This window comes from Bacteroidetes bacterium GWF2_43_63 (assembly GCA_001769275.1).
Classification (GTDB): domain Bacteria; phylum Bacteroidota; class Bacteroidia; order Bacteroidales; family DTU049; genus GWF2-43-63.
In genome coordinates this window covers 204,915-221,387 of record MEOQ01000012.1, presented here as the reverse complement: position 1 = coordinate 221,387, position 16,473 = coordinate 204,915, and the positions used below count along the sequence as shown (strand labels likewise).

11 protein-coding genes are annotated in these 16,473 nt (G+C 43.5%); 7 read left to right on the top strand and 4 right to left on the bottom strand.

Going from position 1 to position 16,473, the window contains the following annotated elements; genetic code table 11:
- Positions 1-190 precede the first annotated feature (190 nt).
- Positions 191-1,129 (bottom strand): hypothetical protein, encoded by a 939-nt coding sequence (locus A2W93_02125; GenBank protein ID OFY55874.1) that lies wholly within the window; start codon positions 1,127-1,129, stop codon positions 191-193.
- Positions 1,130-1,229: 100 nt separating this feature from the next.
- Positions 1,230-2,336, bottom strand: coding sequence for a hypothetical protein (locus A2W93_02120; GenBank protein OFY55862.1), 1,107 nt, complete (start codon positions 2,334-2,336; stop codon positions 1,230-1,232).
- 81 nt (positions 2,337-2,417) lie between these two features.
- Between A2W93_02120 and A2W93_02115 the strand changes: the two genes are divergently transcribed.
- The 5 genes from A2W93_02115 to A2W93_02095 all read left to right on the top strand — a co-directional run bounded on the left by A2W93_02115 (position 2,418) and on the right by A2W93_02095 (position 7,527).
- A complete protein-coding gene (locus tag A2W93_02115; protein OFY55861.1) occupies positions 2,418-4,913 on the top strand; it encodes a hypothetical protein in 2,496 nt (831 codons plus the stop codon).
- Between the two features lie 225 nt (positions 4,914-5,138).
- On the top strand, positions 5,139-5,981 hold the full coding sequence (locus tag A2W93_02110) for a hypothetical protein (protein ID OFY55860.1): 843 nt from the start codon (positions 5,139-5,141) through the stop codon (positions 5,979-5,981).
- 27 nt (positions 5,982-6,008) lie between these two features.
- Positions 6,009-6,359 (top strand): hypothetical protein, encoded by a 351-nt coding sequence (locus tag A2W93_02105; protein ID OFY55859.1) that lies wholly within the window; start codon positions 6,009-6,011, stop codon positions 6,357-6,359.
- A 76-nt stretch (positions 6,360-6,435) separates the two neighbouring features.
- On the top strand, positions 6,436-6,711 hold the full coding sequence (locus A2W93_02100) for a hypothetical protein (GenBank protein ID OFY55858.1): 276 nt from the start codon (positions 6,436-6,438) through the stop codon (positions 6,709-6,711).
- A 147-nt stretch (positions 6,712-6,858) separates the two neighbouring features.
- Entirely contained in the window at positions 6,859-7,527 is a 669-nt protein-coding gene (locus tag A2W93_02095; GenBank protein ID OFY55857.1) for a hypothetical protein, read from the top strand.
- Between the two features lie 151 nt (positions 7,528-7,678).
- Here A2W93_02095 and A2W93_02090 read toward each other — a convergent pair whose 3' ends face one another.
- Positions 7,679-8,506 carry a hypothetical protein gene (locus tag A2W93_02090; protein ID OFY55856.1) on the bottom strand — a complete coding sequence of 276 codons (828 nt, stop codon included), beginning with the start codon at positions 8,504-8,506 and terminating at the stop codon, positions 7,679-7,681.
- Positions 8,503-9,306 (bottom strand): hypothetical protein, encoded by an 804-nt coding sequence (locus A2W93_02085; GenBank protein ID OFY55855.1) that lies wholly within the window; start codon positions 9,304-9,306, stop codon positions 8,503-8,505. Before A2W93_02085 ends, A2W93_02090 begins: the two co-directional genes overlap by 4 nt.
- Positions 9,307-9,453: 147 nt before the next feature.
- On the opposite strand from A2W93_02085, the gene A2W93_02080 reads away from it, so the two are divergent.
- Both A2W93_02080 and A2W93_02075 read left to right on the top strand, forming a co-directional pair.
- Complete coding sequence (locus A2W93_02080; protein OFY55854.1) at positions 9,454-12,903, top strand: hypothetical protein; 3,450 nt, start codon at positions 9,454-9,456, stop codon at positions 12,901-12,903.
- A gap of 11 nt (positions 12,904-12,914) precedes the next feature.
- On the top strand, positions 12,915-16,319 hold the full coding sequence (locus A2W93_02075) for a hypothetical protein (GenBank protein ID OFY55853.1): 3,405 nt from the start codon (positions 12,915-12,917) through the stop codon (positions 16,317-16,319).
- Positions 16,320-16,473: the final 154 nt, after the last annotated feature.

The following is a 16,473-nucleotide window of genomic DNA, read 5'->3' as shown; positions in this document are numbered from 1 at the left end:
GGCTTGTGAACTCGAGGAACTCTGTTAACCAAAAGCAAGCAACCATGTATGCTCAATAATACATGCTCTTTGAAAGGTTTCGAACACTCATGATTGCAAATCCGCGCCATGTATTGTCACGGATTATAAAAAAACATCGCGCGGATTTGCAATCCGTGCGATGTTTTTCTTTTATTGTATTTTTTCGATTTTAATCGCGGGGCGTGTAGGCATTGCGTTTTCCGCTGCGTCCAAAGATGCTGAAATGCAGGTAACGCTGCGGATTTTGGCGAATATCTTCGAGCAGTCTGTCCAGTTCTTTCGATGATTTTTCAAGATTGTAATACAAAGTATCGTTGTTTACAAGTTGACCAAGCGAACCCTGTCCCTGATTCACTTTTGTCATCACTTCGTTGAATTTTGCCAGCGATTCGTTGGCATTATTTATCGTTGACTTGAAATTTGTTTTGGCAAGACTATCTGATATGGTGCTCAGATTAGAAAAAATATCACGAATCTTTTCATTATTATCTTTCAGATTTGAAGTGATAGATTCTACATTAGCAAAAATATTCCCCAGTCTGAATCGTTGTGCCGACATGAGTGTGTCAAGATTATAAGAAGCATGTTCAAGGCTGGCAATGGTATTTTTGATGCTTTCGAACGACCGGCTCAGATTCTCACGGGTGTCGTCGTTGAAGATAAGTTGCAGGATTACCAGAACGCTGTCGAACGAAGAAAGCAACTCTTCCGCTTTGTTTTTCAGTGGCAGAATCTGCATACTAACTTCATCTTTCAGGTCAGTCTCAGTCTCGCCTTTCAGATAGTCTCCGCTTTCAGCCGGTTCCGATGCATTGCCGAGTAAAATCTGCATGGCTTTACTGCCGAGCAGGTCGCTGCTAATGATCTTTGCAATTGAATTGGAAGGAATGTCGATATCTTCGGAGAAAAGCATTTTTACAATGAGTTTTCCTTTGCCGCCTGGCTTGAAGCTGATTTCGGCAACCTGTCCGATTTTAAAGCCATTGAGCATAATCGGATTGCCCTCCTGCAAACCGGTTACGTTTTCATATTCTGCATAAAGAATGGTTTGATTGGTGAAGATATCCTTTCCTTTGAGAAAGTTGATCCCCCAATAAACCAGCACCATTCCGAGAATGAAAAATAAGGCAATGCGTACTTCCTTTTTCTTAAACACCTTGGTTTTTTTTACAAATCTAATGTAATTTTTTAACCGGACAATGAAAAAGTTACTGTCCGCTCATCTTTCTTGCGTCCTGGACACTGATCGAGGCACCATTGCTAAATGCAACCATGAATGCATCTTTGTATCCACTGTTGCGAACTTCGGTCAGATAATTCAATGCTTCATTATACGAATTTGTCTCTCCACAAAAATATTTATAAAACGTTCCTGCTTTGCTATATGAAACGTTTTTCAGACTTTTAATCCGCGAATCGCTTAAAGGCACAATTTCCTTGAACGAAGCAAACTGAATTTTAAAAACAACACCAGCGCTTTGCATGCTTGTTTCGTTTTGCACAACGGTTTCTTCTATCTGATTCATTCCAACAGCAATATTGCCAAGATTCTCCGTTTCATTGCTGTATGAAATTATTGCGTTGTAAATGGAATAGGCAATTTTTTCTTTACCAGCATCCGTCATCAGCACTGACTCATCGTTGTAGTTCGAAATAAATCCGGCCTCGATCAGAATAGATGGCATCGCGGTGCGGTATAATACAAAAAACGGAGCCTGCTTTGTGCCGCGGTCGTAGAGTTTTAAACGATTGTTTAGGTTTTTCATGATCAGCTGCGCCATGGTCAGGCTGCGCTCGATATAGATATTCTGAAACAAGCTGAATGCAATATACGCTTCGGTGGAATTCGGATCAATGCCATCGTAACGGTCTTCGTGATTTTCTTCGAGCAGTGCGGCCGAATTTTCTTTCATGGCAACGGCCAGATTGGCTTCGGTTTTATTAAGCCCCATCACATAAACTTCAGTGCCGTTGGGACTGGTTTTTTCGTTTGCGTTGCAATGCATGGAGATGAACAAATCGGCCTTGGCATCGTTGGCAATTTTTGTGCGGCGGTCCAGCTCAACAAACACATCGGTGCTGCGGGTATAAACCACTTTGATGTTGTCGTGATTTTTCAGGTATTTCCCAACACGCAAAACAACATCCAGTACAATATCTTTTTCCTTGCTGCGTTTTCCAAGCGCGCCAGGGTCTTTACCGCCATGACCGGCATCAAGGACTACAGTCCAGTTTCCATTGGTGGAATTTTGAGCTGTGGCGATCTCTGAAACAAGCAGTCCGGCAATGCATAGAATAAAAAGAATGTGCTTCATCCGCGATTATAATTATTTTTGTAATCCGAATCTCGTTACAAATGTAAGAGGTTTTTTCCGTATCAGCAATTATACCATAATTTGAAGTTTCGCAAATTCTATATTGTCATCGTTCTATTACTGGCTGCCGGCGCGGTTTCCGGACAAGTTATAGATACCACCAATGTTGGAAACGACAGCATAAAAGCGACGGTGCAGATTGAGAAAAGTGCGCTGGATGAAGCTATTGATTACAAATCACGCGACTCCATCCGCTTTAATGTGAAACAACAAATCGTGGAAATGTTCGGCGAAGCTGTGGTTGATTACGGCTCCATTCACCTCGAAGCCGGTTATATCTGCATCGATTTTTCGAAGTTTTTGATTATGGCTTATGGAATTCCGGATTCAAACGGAGTGGTGCAGGGCATTCCGAAGTTTAAGGATGGTGAGCAGGAGTTTGAATCCGATACCATTGTGTACAACTATGAAACGAAAAAAGGGATTATTCAGCATATTTTTTCGGAGCAGGGCGGAGGATTTTTACATGGCGATCGGGTGAAAAAACTTCCCGATAACACCATTCTGGTGCGTGATGGATCGTTCACAACCTGCGATCAGAAAGACCCGCATTTTCAGATATGCTTCAACAAAGCCAAGGTAATTCCGAACGACAAAATTGTTACAGGTCCGGTGTGGCTCGAAATTGAAAATATTCCAACACCGCTCGCGCTGCCGTTTGGCTTCTTCCCGAATAAGAAAGGACGCGCATCGGGAATTTTGATTCCATCCTATGGCGAGAGCACTAATCGTGGTTTTTTTCTCGAAAATGGCGGTTACTATTTTGGTATCAGCGATTATTTCGATCTGGCTATTCGCGGTGACATTTATTCACGCGGAAGCTGGGCGCTGAAGACGCAAACGAATTATAAGAAAAAATACAAATACGACGGAAATCTGAGTCTGAATTTTGCCCGCAATATTTTTGGCGAGCGAAACACCCCTGATTTTCAGCGAAACAGTGACTTTTTTGTCAAATGGTATCATACGCAGGATCCCAAAGCCCGCCCCAACAGCCGCTTTTCGGCCAATGTGCAGGCGGGGACATCGAATTACAATACCTACAACCCTTCTTCGGCACAAGACTATCTATCTTCAAATTATTCATCCAGTATTTCGTACAGTACGACCATCGGAAATTTGTTTAATTTCACTGCGAACCTGAATCAGAGCCAGAACCGGCAAACCCATGCTTTTGATATGACCTTGCCCGAATTGTCGCTTTCATCCAACAGAATATATCCGTTCAGGCAAAAAGGTAAAAGCAGAAAAAGGTTCAAGTCCCTGGATAACATCACTGTGTCGTATGCAATGAATGCCAGAAACAGCTTGAATACTGCCGACACATCTTTGGCTGAGGATTTCAACTGGAGCAATTTCAACAATGGAATCAAGCACACCGTCCCGGTTTCAATGCCGCTGAAATTGTTTAAGGTTGTGACGATGAATAATTCTTTTACATTCAACGAACGCTGGTATTTCAGCACCATCGAAAAGCACTGGAGTGCGCCGGATACTGCCGTAATCATCGACACATTGCGTGGTTTCAGTGCCGCACATGATTTTGCAGTTTCTTCGGCATTTACTACAAAAATGTACACGTTCCTTTCTTTCAAAAGGGGGCCTTTATCTGCGTTGCGACATGTGCTAACTCCTGCAGTAACTTTTTCGTATCGTCCCGATTTTGCCGAACAGAACTGGGGCTATTACAAATATTATTTCACGCCGGGCAGCCTGACACCCACCCGATATTCCATTTATGAACAGGGCAATTTCGGTGGACCTGGAGCTGGGAAACAATCCATGGCCAGTTTTTCGCTCGGAAACAATCTGGAAATGAAAGTGCGTTCGAAGAAAGATACCATCAGCGGTTTCAAAAAAATTGCACTTATTGATAACCTGACCCTGAATGCGAGTTACAATGCTGCAGCCGACAGTCTGCGCTGGTCCATGATCAATCTGTCCGGAAGAACCCGTGTGTTTAAAGGACTTGATGTGCGCTATGCAGCTGTTTTTAATCCATATGTTACTGATTCATCCGGGCGCACCATCAATACTTTTGAATGGGATGCCAATCACCGGCTTTTTAAGCAGAAAAACGGTGTTTGGGGAGCAAGTCTGAATTATTTGTTCAACAATCAGACATTTCGAAAGAAGGGCTACAAGCCCGATTCGCTTTCGTTGAAACATTTTGTACCAACGTGGTCGCTGCAGTTTTCCTACACATTGCAATATTCGCAGGATTTTACGGCGAATGCAGCGGAGCCCGGCAAGGTGATTCAAACGCTCTCGTTCAGCGGTGATATAACCCTAACGCCCAATTGGAAAGTGAGTATGATGTCGGGATACGATTTTGTGAATAAAGACTTCAGTTACACATCGGTCAACATTCACCGCGATATGCATTGCTGGGAAATCATTTTCAACTGGATTCCTGCAGGGCCGCGCAAAAGCTACAATATGACCATTCGGGTTAAATCAAGCATATTACAGGATCTGAAACTGGAGAAGAAAACGGATTGGAGAGACATGTATTAGGAGTAAGTAGTTAGTGGTAAGTTGTATGGAGCCAGTGAGGTTAAGGTTGAGGTTAAGGTTGAGGTTAAGGTTGAGGGGCGGAGCCGTCAGAGAAGTTACTAAGTACAAAAAGCGCTGAAAGCGCTGCAGATGTTAGCTCGGGACACAGTCCCGGAAACACAAGAAGGATTAAAAAAAATTGCAGGGATGAAAAGAAGTTTTGTTTTTTATTGTGCGATGACGTTGATGACAACATCTGTTGTGGCGCAGTACGAGCCGGATACGGTGTTCACGCCGGGATGGAATCTGGGTATCAATACCGGATATTACAAGGCGTCTTCGAATCATGCGGGATATTACGATGGCCGACCGCAAAACGAAAATAACATCAATTATGTCTTGAGCAATCCGTATTGGCATCAGGATATCAAAGAAGAATTGATGGATGAAATATCGCGTGATTCGTTCTGGCTCGAAGAATATCCAGCGCAGATGAAATACAATGCTGCCATGATGTTTGGTTTTGTTGCGCGCTACAATTATTCCGCTGATTTTTCTTTAAATTTCCAGTTCAATTTTGCAAAGCTGCATTTGAATGACTTCTTCAATCTCGAGGTTTGGCCTGCTATTCCAGGCAATGTGCAATCATTTGTTTCTTGTCCCATTATCGGCGTAGAATCGCGTTCAAACATCGATTTTTCAATGATGTTTTCTTTTGCATCGGAGAAAAAATCGCCTGTAAAGCCGTTTTTCGAGATCGGAGTGAATCTGAACAGCGTGAATGTGAAGACCGCACAGATACAGATTTTTGACCTGACCTACAATATCCGCGATGTGTATGGCGGATTGCCGTATGTTCCCAATATGCCTCTTTCGGAATATCCGATCAAACAGGGCGGAGTGGGCTATGGGCTTTATTCTTCGGTAGGCGCCCGCTACATCATGTCGAAGGATTTCTGGATCGAATTGCTGGGAATGATTAACTATTCCACCATAAATCTCGAAGGTTACAAGGGCTTCGGGCTGCATTGGGCGCCTGTTTTGCGATTGGTGCTGAGCCCTGCGATGCTGAATGCCCAGGTTTACTGATGCGATTGAATATTTGAAAAAGGGTTTATGAAAGCGTTGAGAATTTTTGGTATTTGCATTTCAATCGCTGGATTTGCCTTGATTGCTTTGTCGCTGGTTGCGATGGTTGTTGTTTTCAACCACTTCGGGTATCTGCCCGTTTATGGAGAACCTGATCCCACCGCTACTGACACTTTAGGCATCACTCTGACATTTGCATATGCATTTTTTCTAATGCACTTCACTATTATTTTGCAATTTGTTTATCTGCTTCTAAAGTTGTTTCTAAAGCAGCTACAATATAAATTAGTGCTGGCTTCGTTTGTTTTAATGGTAGTTTTGCTTTTACTTTTTGAATATTCACAGCTTCATTATTTTTTCGTCTGGGCGCTTGATTAAAACGAGAGGATTTTTGAATCGCTATGTCTGTATTTAATGTTGATTTAATTCACGATTAAGAACCATCAATAATTTCATGAATTTCCTCATTGCATCCTTCATTATCTGCAGCACTGTTTTGTTCTGGTCATCAGTACAATTATTTATTATTTTTCAGAATTTCAGTTATAACGGAACATATTTCGAAATGATAGGCGCAGTGTGGTCTTTCAGATTAAAGCGAATTTGTAAATATTATAAAGTCTCAGACAAGCGTGCGCCTGTTTTTATTTTGAAAATATATTTAGCGTTATTGATGCTTTTTTTATCCTTTTTCGGGCATATGGCTTATGTGATTGTAAATAAGCCATAGCTTCTGAATACGTTCCCGCGAAGGTTTTCAAAGTTTATTAAGGTGATTATTTGCATTGTTTCATCGATGACTTAAATTTTTCAATCAGACTCGAATATTTTACTCATCAAATAAATGTAAAATTTTACTTTTGTAGAAAAATGCGATATGCTCAGATTCTCCTTTTTAGTTATTTTTTTCGCTCTGTTTTGTTCATCATTCGCTCAATTTTTTGATGGTCGGAATTGTTTTGGCGTCGGAGCTTCGTATTCTTCGATATCTTCCAAATCCTTTGATTCAAAAGGCCGCATTGGGTGGAACACCTGTTTTGGTGGCCGTATGGAAACATTGCATGATTTTGATGTAATGATTTATCTCAATTTGGGTACAATGGGCGCTACCTTGCAGGGGCGCGAGCTGGATGGAATGAATCTGAATCCGGAGCCCGTTGAGTATAAATTCTATTTCATGAATTTAATGAATAATTGCCTCATTAGTTACCCGGTGATTGATCCTACTCTGCGTTTAAATGCTGGATTTTGCTTCGGCTCGAAGTGGTTTTTGCAAAAGCAAAAAGACGAAGGCATTTTTTATTTGGGGGATTCAGACGATCCTTATGAAAACATCGATGCCGGGGCTATGTTTAATGAAATATGGGTCGATTTTGGTCTGACAGGGGGCATTTCTGCCGGCACCGAGGATTTTGAGATTGCCATTTCCTATACCCAGTTTCTTAACAACATGTGCAAGCCGGTAAATAGTTCGACTTTGAATTATCAGGCCCGAAATGGCGTGCTGGAACTTAAATTCTTTTACTTTATCGATTTGATGCTGTAATATCTCGCCGCGCGGCCCTGATATCAGTCTGGACGCAATTAGTGCTATGTGTTTAGCCCTGTCACGGATAACATCACCGATAACAATCGTGATCGCGCCAGTGAAGGGGCGTTTAGAAATTCCTCTGCGTCTCCGCGCTCTTTGCGAGATACTATTGTTCAATTTCTCTGCTTAAGTCTCCGGAGACAGGAGTAAGGGGCGCTTTTACCACAATACACCCAAAATAATTATCTCTGAAAGCGTCTGCAGAGCAGGTGATGGTCTTGCCCGGGCCATAGCCGAATGTCCAGATATTGAATGAGACTTTATCGGTTTCGTTGTCAAATGAAAAATGGCCGTTGTAGATGGCGAAATGATTTGATGTCAGCGAGAATTTCCCTTTGTGATACATCCGCGTGTTGATCAGAATGATGGGCGTATGTCCCTGCGCGAAGGCCGAATCAATGCTGCGGAGTGTTTGCAGCGCCGGTTTCCGTATGGGCCAAAACCCGTTCATGTTGTCGCTGATTTTTTCGAAGCCCAGCTTTTTCAGTGTCCGCCTGACTTCCGATGGGAAATTACTGCCGGCAATTTTCTCGTACCATTTGCACATGCGGCCGCCATAGGGCAGGAGATAATTGCATTTGTTGCGCATTGTTGCAAGCAGCAGCCAGTCAGCTTCGGGCAGTTGTCCTTTTTTGAAAAAATTCCGGTCTGTCCGGGTGATACGTGTGCGCACCCGAAGCCTGTAATTACTGTATCTGGCGGCACGGCTTTCGTTCAGGTTTATCATCAAATCGTGATAGCCCTGAGGATCGTATTTGGCAAGAGTCATGGCACAGACAGCCATTCCGCAAAGATTTGTATAGCCCTGATCGATCAGGCCCGGGTTGACCATACGTGCCTGAACCTGACTTTGCAGGATGGAATCAGGAATATGACTGATTGAATCGGGGACGGGAGAAGGGCCTGGGTTATTGACAGCAGAGCTGCTGTTCATTTTTTTTTAATAAGTTCGGTCTTATTGTCGTAATTGACCCAGTATTTTCCAGAAGGAAGGGACGTTACATCAACACTGGTGCTGGTACCTGACAGCATTTTAGCACCTTTCTCGTCGTAAATCTGATATAATGTTTCGCCGCTGAAATCGACCTGAGTATCGACTGTGGTTTTGACCAATAGCACTTCAGGTGTTTTGCTCTGTAGTTTCACCGGAGTGCTGTATGCGATATTTCCTTTTGGATCCACCAGTTTTACCCTGAAAAGATTTTTTCCGAAGTGAGGAACTATTTTGCAGGAGTAGGTGTTTTGAGAAACGCTGTCCTTTGCATTCACCGTACCGATGCGCACCCATTTTTCCCAGCGGTACTGCTCCACTTCAAACGCTTCAGTTCCAGGGGAGCCTGTGATTGTCCAGGCCATTTTTTCGGTTTTCTTTTCAAGGAAAGAGCTTTTGAAAGAAAAGTTACTGGTGGCTTCAAGGGCATCGGGATTGAAAACAATTGGATTTTCAGCTCCGATATAATAACTTATGTTGACGCTCACCGGATCGCCCTGATTGAGTTCAAGAGCTGAAAAATCGATTTCAAAAACACTTGAATTTATCTCGTCTGAAGTTTTGTTGCCATTTACCTCGACGGATTCAACGGCAAAACGGTCACCATTCATTGGATTGATAACAACCAGATTTTTACCGAAATAGTAACCAGTGATTGTCAGCCTGTCCACATTATTGTTTTGTGGTATGGCCTGAAGGACTAGAGAAACGAAAAAGAGAATAGTCAGTAATGATAATCTCATGTTAAATCGTTAAATTTTACCGTTTTAAAGTTGCAAATATAGGGATTAGCTGTTTGGCAACAACAAAAACTTTTCAACAATCAACTATTTTTATTTACTATTGCAACATATTTCAAGCATAGTTGTCTTAATCGCAAAACGGTCTTTATGAAACAGATTCTTACCCTGGCTCTGGCAATTTTCACATCGTTGATTGTGTTCAGTCAGACCTATCAACAGGCAATTGAGCCTGTTAAAATCCTGAATGCAGTTCAAGGAGGACTTCAGATAGAAATATCCGCCCCTTCTTTTGAAATTGAAGCTCAGAAGACTCCATCAGGAATGTTTAACACCATTGTCACTCAGGGAACTGTTTCGCGAAGCGAGGCCGGGGCTCCATTTCTGCCGGCCTACAGCAAACTTATTCAGGTGCCTGAAAAAGCGCAGGTGGTTATTGATGTCGTGAGCAGTAAGTTTACTGATTATCAGCTATCGGATCTGTCGGGGAATAGCTACGAACTGATGCCTTTCCAGCCCAGTGTTTCGAAAAGCCATACCGGCGAAATTCCTTTTTATTTCAACAATGCGGCCTATCAGGTCAATGAGTTTATGCAGCCTGTACGCGCAAAAGCCAGCATACATGGCAATCTGCGTAATATGCGACTGGCAACACTCGACATCAGTCCGTTTGATTACAACCCGGTTACAAACACGCTCCGCGTATATGAAAAAATAGTTTTGAGTATTTCGTTTCCTGGAGCTGATCAGGGGTTGACAAATCTTTTATCGGAGAAATATTCAGATTTCTGTTTTGCCGGATCGGCAAGCCGGATTATCAATCACGATGCTTTCAGAACCGCGAAAGATACCGCGTCGCATTATCCCATAAAAATGGTTATTGTTGCAGACCCCATGTTTCAGACAGTGTTGCAGCCTTTTGTTGCCTGGAAAACGAAGAAAGGTTTTATTGTTGATGAAGCATATACGTCGAACCCTGCAGTGGGCACAACCACAACAAGTATCAGCAATTACCTGCAGGCTCAGTATGACAATGCAAGCACATGGAATCCGGCACCGACTTTTATTCTTATAGTTGGCGACGTGGCTCAGGTCCCTGCTTTCACGGGTACTGCCGGTTCGCACGTCAGCGACATGTACTATGCTGAATTCACCGGCGATATGATTGCTGACGCATATATTGGCCGTTTTAGTGCAACCACGGTTGATCAGCTTCTGCCGCAACTCGATAAAACACTTGAATACGAACAATATTTGTTTCCGACCGAAACTTGGCTGGACACCGTGGTTATGATTGGTGGGGTCGACGCTTCCTTTGGACCCACTCATGCCAATGGTCAGATTAATTACGGGACCACCTATTATTTTAATTCAACCAATGGCATACATTCCTGGACTCATTTATATCCGGCCAGTGGAAATGAAGATGCCCTGATCAGAACTGAAATCGGGAAGGGAGTTGCATTTGCCAATTACACAGCTCATGGTTATAGCGATGGCTGGGGTGACCCGACATTTGATAAAAGTGACATTTCCGCCATGGAAAATGCACATCAATATCCGCTTATGATCGGCAATGCGTGTGTTACAAACAAATTTGAAGAATCAGAATGTTTTGGCGAAGCTTTGCTGCGGGCCAATATGAAAGGTGCTGTCGGATACATCGGAGCATCGAACAACTCTTATTGGGATGAGGATTTTTACTGGGGTGTTGGTGTTCGTGCAGCCATTAATGCAAATCCTGTGTATGACGCAAACAATCTGGGCGCTTACGACCGCACCTGGCACATAACAGGTGAGCCATTCAGCGAATGGTTTGTTTCGCAGGGGCAGATGGTCCTTGCCGGGAATCTTGCCGTTCTTGAGGGCTCGCCGACTTCGTTCAATTACTACAGCGAGATGTATCATCTGATGGGCGACCCGTCGCTGATGATTTATCTGAGTGTGCCTTCGCAGCTGGATGTTACACATCCGGCCCTGATTCCTCTCGGACAGAATACGATGACTATTACAACGGAGCCATATGCTTATGTTGGCGTGTCGCAGAACGGCGTTTGGCACGGCGCTGGAATCGCAGATGCAACTGGCAATCTTGTACTGAATATTATTCCGTTTACAATTCCGGGAACAGCTGATATTGTTGGCACAAAGCAATTCCGCAAACCATACATTTCCACATTCCTTGTTCAGACTCCAACAGGACCCTACGTGCTCATGGAAAGTAAGATGATCAATGATGTGAGCGGGAACAACAATCAGCAGGCCGACGTAATGGAAACTTTAAATCTGAATGTTAAACTGAAAAACTTCGGATTACAAAATGATTCAACGGTGTTTGCAATCCTGTCAACCACCGACTCCTATGTTGAAATTATTGACAGTGTTGGTATCTGGGGTTTGATTTTTTCTAATGACACAATGACGCTGAATAACGCATACACACTGAAAATTGACAGTCTTGTGCCGGATCAGCACGTAGCACAATTTGTTCTTACAATTCACGACAGCACCGGGAATATTTGGCCTTCCAATTTCAATATCAAAATTAATGCGCCTGATTTGCAGATTCTCGGGCTGACGATTGATGATGCGACGGGAGGCAATGGCAACAACAAACTTGATGCTGGTGAAACAGCTGATTTGTATATTCAGGTAGTAAACAACGGTCATGCCGACATCTGGAATGCCGCAGCAGTGCTGAGCACAAGCAGCCCTGACCTTACTATAACTTCGGCAAACTGGCAGCACGACAGTTTGTATATGGGGCTGGTAGAAACCGGCAAATATACGGTACTGGTGTCATCGTCAGTTACTGTGGGAACTCCCGCCAGTGTCACACTCGATCTTGAAGCTATCGCCGGTTATTCAGCCAGTAAAATATTTACAAAAGCAATTGGCCAGGTTGATGAGGACTGGGAGAGCGGTGATCTGACGCAGTATACCTGGATCACAGGTGGCGCTTCACCCTGGATTATTTCAGCGGGAACACCTTTTGAGGGCTCCTTTGCCGCACGTTCAGGGGTTATAAGTGATAATGAGCAATCTGACCTTTCTATACAGATTGAGGTTTTATCCGATGATTCCATTTCTTTTTACAAAAGGGTTTCAAGTGAACAGGATTGGGATTTTCTCAAGTTTCTTGTGAATGGTACTGAAGCCGGCCAATGGAGCGGAGAAGTTGCGTGGTCACAGGAAAGATTCTGGCTGACGGCGGGAATTAAAACACTGAAGTGGTCTTACATCAAGGACTATTCTTATTTAGAGGGCGAGGATGCTGCATTTGTTGATTATATTGTTTTTCCACCAATGCAGGTAATCACTTCTGACATTGAGTTACCTGCTGCCGATAATGATATGATGATTTATCCAAATCCTGCTACTGGCGAGTATGTGACTGTCACGGCTCCGGTTGCGGCAGGTGATGTGCAGATGACTGTTTTTGCCGCTGACGGCCGCATCGTATTTGCAGAACAATTCAGTAACGTCAGAGGCCAGCTCTATTTGCCGGTTGCCATTGCCGGATTCGAAAACGGAATATATACAATCAGGCTTACAGGCAGCAATGTTGACTTTTCGAAATCTTTTGCAGTAATTAAATAACCCCCCCGAATATGAAAAACCTTACAATTTTTCTGCTGCTGCTGGTGGCCTTTGGCCCACTGACCGCGCAAACTTATCATTCGCTGAACAATGATGCGAACAAGCCATTGTACACCATCATTTCATCAAGCCCGGACGAAACCGTAATCGAATACAATTTTCAGGGTTTCTATATGAGCGATGTGGTGACTTCTCAGGGCGTTAAACAGAATGTTTCAATGACGGGTGCTTCGCCAATGCTTGTTGCCGGAGAGCCCGCACTGTGCCAGTTTTCAAATTCGCTGATTATTCCTGATATGGCTGACATGAAAGTCAAAGTGCTTTCAACCGAATATCTCGATTATAGCAATATTGAAATCGTTCCATCCAAGGGGAATCTGACCAGAGACATTGATCCTTCGACCATTCCCTATACCTGGGGTCGCACCTATCAGCAGAACGGAAGTTTTCCCGGCTCTTTTGCGTCTCTATCGGATCCATATATCATGCGCGATTACAGAGGGGTTGCACTGCATATTTCCCCTTTCCGCTATGATCACGCTGCGCGCAATTTGCGGGTAGTAAAAACTATTCGGGTGGTTGTTTACAGAGAATCGGATAATTCCAACGAAAATCCTTTTTACCGCACAAAGTCAGTAACCAAAGTTGATGAGAGTTTTGATGAATTATACAACAGACATTTCATTAATTACGTGGAGACCAGATATACTCCGATTACTGAAAGAGGCAATATTTTAATTATTGCAAAGCCTGAGTATGTGAGCGCGATGGCGCCTTACGTCCAATGGAAAAACCGGATCGGTTTTCCTACAAAAATTGTCAGTACAGCAACAGCTGGAACCACAACCACTGCAATTAAAACCTATGTTACAAATTACTACAACACCAATGGACTAACTTTTCTGCTTTTTGTTGGTGATGGTGCGGATATCCCGCCCATTACAAGTGGTGTGGCAGGTCATTCCGACAATGCATATGCATACCAAACCGGCAGCGATCATTATCCGGAATTTTATGTCGGTCGTTTTTCAGCAGAAAGCATCGCTGATGTTGATGTACAGGTATTACGCACCATATCATATGAGCAGACACCGAACACCAGCAACAACTGGTTAAACAGAGTGCTGGGCATTGCATCGAGTGAGGGTACAGGAGATGATAGCGAGTATGATTACCAGCATATTCGTAATCTTCAGACTCAATGCGACAATTACGAATACGAAACCAAATACGAATTGTTTGATGGCTCTCAGGGCGGCCTTGATGCTGCTGGTGACGCCACAGCAGCAGGGGTTACAACTGTTCTAAATGGTGGAGCAGGTCTGCTTCTTTATTGTGGTCACGGCGGCGATGATTATTTTGTTACCACAGGATTCAGCAACACCAATGTTAATGCGCTTACCAATACAACCCAGTGGCCGATAATTCTATCTGTTGCTTGTGTAAACGGAAATTTTGTTGGAACAACCTGTTTCGCCGAAGCATGGCTGCGCGCCCGTACGGGTACTACTCCAAAAGGTGCAGCGGCAACTATTATGAGTACCATCAATCAATCCTGGGCACCGCCTATGGAAGGGCAGGATGAAATGGTTAATGTAATTTGTGAAACATCTGCCGGCAATATTAAACACACTTTTGGTGGTGTTGTTATGAGTGGTTGCATGAAAATGAATGACAGCTATGGCACTGGCGGCGCAGATATGACCGACACCTGGACCATTTTCGGAGATCCTTCACTTATGATCAGAACGGACACTGCCAAATCGATGACGGTAACTCATCAGGCAACTGTGCCCATCGGCACCAGCCAGCTTGCTGTGAACTGCAATGCCGAAGGCGCATTTATCACAGTTACTTTAAACGACAGCATTATCGGAACCAACATAATAAACGGAGGCACAACAACGGTTAGCTTTACTGCTCTAACAGCTATCGATACGCTGATTGTTACAGCCACTAAATACAATTATATCCCATATGTCGGGGAAGTGGCAGTAATTGCTGCAACCGGACCCTATGTGGTTTACAGCACTTCGACCATAAACGATGCCACCGGCAATAATAATGCTCAGGCCGATTATGGCGAAAATATTCTTTTGAACGTCACCTTACTTAACACCGGCATTGCAAATGCAGCCAATGTTGTTGCAACAATTTCGACGGCAAGTCCGGCCGTTACTATTACAGACAATACTGAAAACTATGGTGCTATAAATGCCAGTGCAACCAAACTTGTGAATAGTGCGTATGGTGTTTCAGTAGGGAGCAATGTGAATGATCAGACCACAATTCCTTTTGACATTGTTGCTGTTGACGGTGCCAATTCATGGAACTCTTCATTCAATATTATTGTTAACGCCCCATATCTGATGATTGGAACACTTACCATTGATGATGCAGCTGGTAACAACAACGGACAACTTGATCCGGGTGAAACAATCAATGTGAATATTGAATCTGTCAATAATGGACATGCCGTTTATACAAATGCAAACGGAACAATCACAAGCGGCAGTTCTTTGGTGACTATTATCACCGGAACTGATAATATTGGCAATCTGAATCCTGCAACTATGATTGGTGCTGACTTTTCGTTATCGGTTGATGCTGGTGCCACTCTTGGCTCAGCTGTTAGCATTACATATACGCTCGGAACTGGATATTATCAGGTTCAGAAAGTGTTTACCTTCAAAGTAGGCATTGTTGACGAAGACTATGAAACCGGTGATCTGTCGCAATTCACCTGGACTACCAGTGGAAATTCACCTTGGATCGTTACAACAGAAAATCCTTATGAAGGAGTATATTGTTCAAAATCGGGTGTTATTTCAGACGATCAGACTTCAGTTATGTCGATTGATTGGGATGTGGCCGCCAATGACAGTATTTCATTTTACCGCAAGGTGAGTTGTGAGAATGGCAGTGCAAGTTCCAGTCAGTGGGATTATCTTGAATTTCTTATAGACGCAGCTTCCCAAGCTTGGTGGGATGGAGAAAAGGATTGGGCACGTGTAGCATATCCGGTTTCAGCAGGACCTCACACTTTCAACTGGAAATACGCAAAGGACTACACTGCCATTGGCGGTTCCGATGCTGCATGGGTCGATTACATTGTGTTTCCACCTTTGGCAACTTCGACGGGCTGCAATGAATTTTCTTTCGGATTTAACATTTATCCCAATCCGTCTACAGACCTGATGTTTGTAGACATCAACCTGGCAAATGCTGATGAAGTCAGCATTGAGCTTCTTGACAACACGGGCCGTCTGATTAATGTTATGTACAGTGGAACCATGGATGCTGGCATTAACCGAACAGAGCTGAATGCAGGCGCTTTGAGTTCCGGAGTTTATTTTATCCGCGTTAAGACTTCAGAAGGAAGCATTTCGCGAATGATCATGACCGCAGGGCAATAAAGCTGCAGATATTTTTCGGCAAATACCGCTTCACCGCAAAGGAGAGGCGGTATTTGTATTTTTATCCCAAAATGTAAATCCTGGGACAAAATTTATCATGTTATGTTTATGAATTTGTCTGGTTTGTCGAAAACAATTTGCTTATTGCCTTTAG

Coding starts and splice junctions, on each gene's coding strand:
- A2W93_02100 (OFY55858.1), top strand. CDS start 6,436: ATGAATTTCCTCATTGCATCCTTCATTATCTGCAGCACTGTTTTGTTC.
- A2W93_02080 (OFY55854.1), top strand. CDS start 9,454: ATGAAACAGATTCTTACCCTGGCTCTGGCAATTTTCACATCGTTGATT.
- A2W93_02125 (OFY55874.1), bottom strand. CDS start 1,129: ATGGTGCTGGTTTATTGGGGGATCAACTTTCTCAAAGGAAAGGATATC.
- A2W93_02085 (OFY55855.1), bottom strand. CDS start 9,306: ATGAGATTATCATTACTGACTATTCTCTTTTTCGTTTCTCTAGTCCTT.
- A2W93_02105 (OFY55859.1), top strand. CDS start 6,009: ATGAAAGCGTTGAGAATTTTTGGTATTTGCATTTCAATCGCTGGATTT.
- A2W93_02110 (OFY55860.1), top strand. CDS start 5,139: ATGACAACATCTGTTGTGGCGCAGTACGAGCCGGATACGGTGTTCACG.
- A2W93_02095 (OFY55857.1), top strand. CDS start 6,859: ATGCTCAGATTCTCCTTTTTAGTTATTTTTTTCGCTCTGTTTTGTTCA.
- A2W93_02090 (OFY55856.1), bottom strand. CDS start 8,506: ATGAACAGCAGCTCTGCTGTCAATAACCCAGGCCCTTCTCCCGTCCCC.
- A2W93_02075 (OFY55853.1), top strand. CDS start 12,915: ATGAAAAACCTTACAATTTTTCTGCTGCTGCTGGTGGCCTTTGGCCCA.
- A2W93_02120 (OFY55862.1), bottom strand. CDS start 2,336: ATGAAGCACATTCTTTTTATTCTATGCATTGCCGGACTGCTTGTTTCA.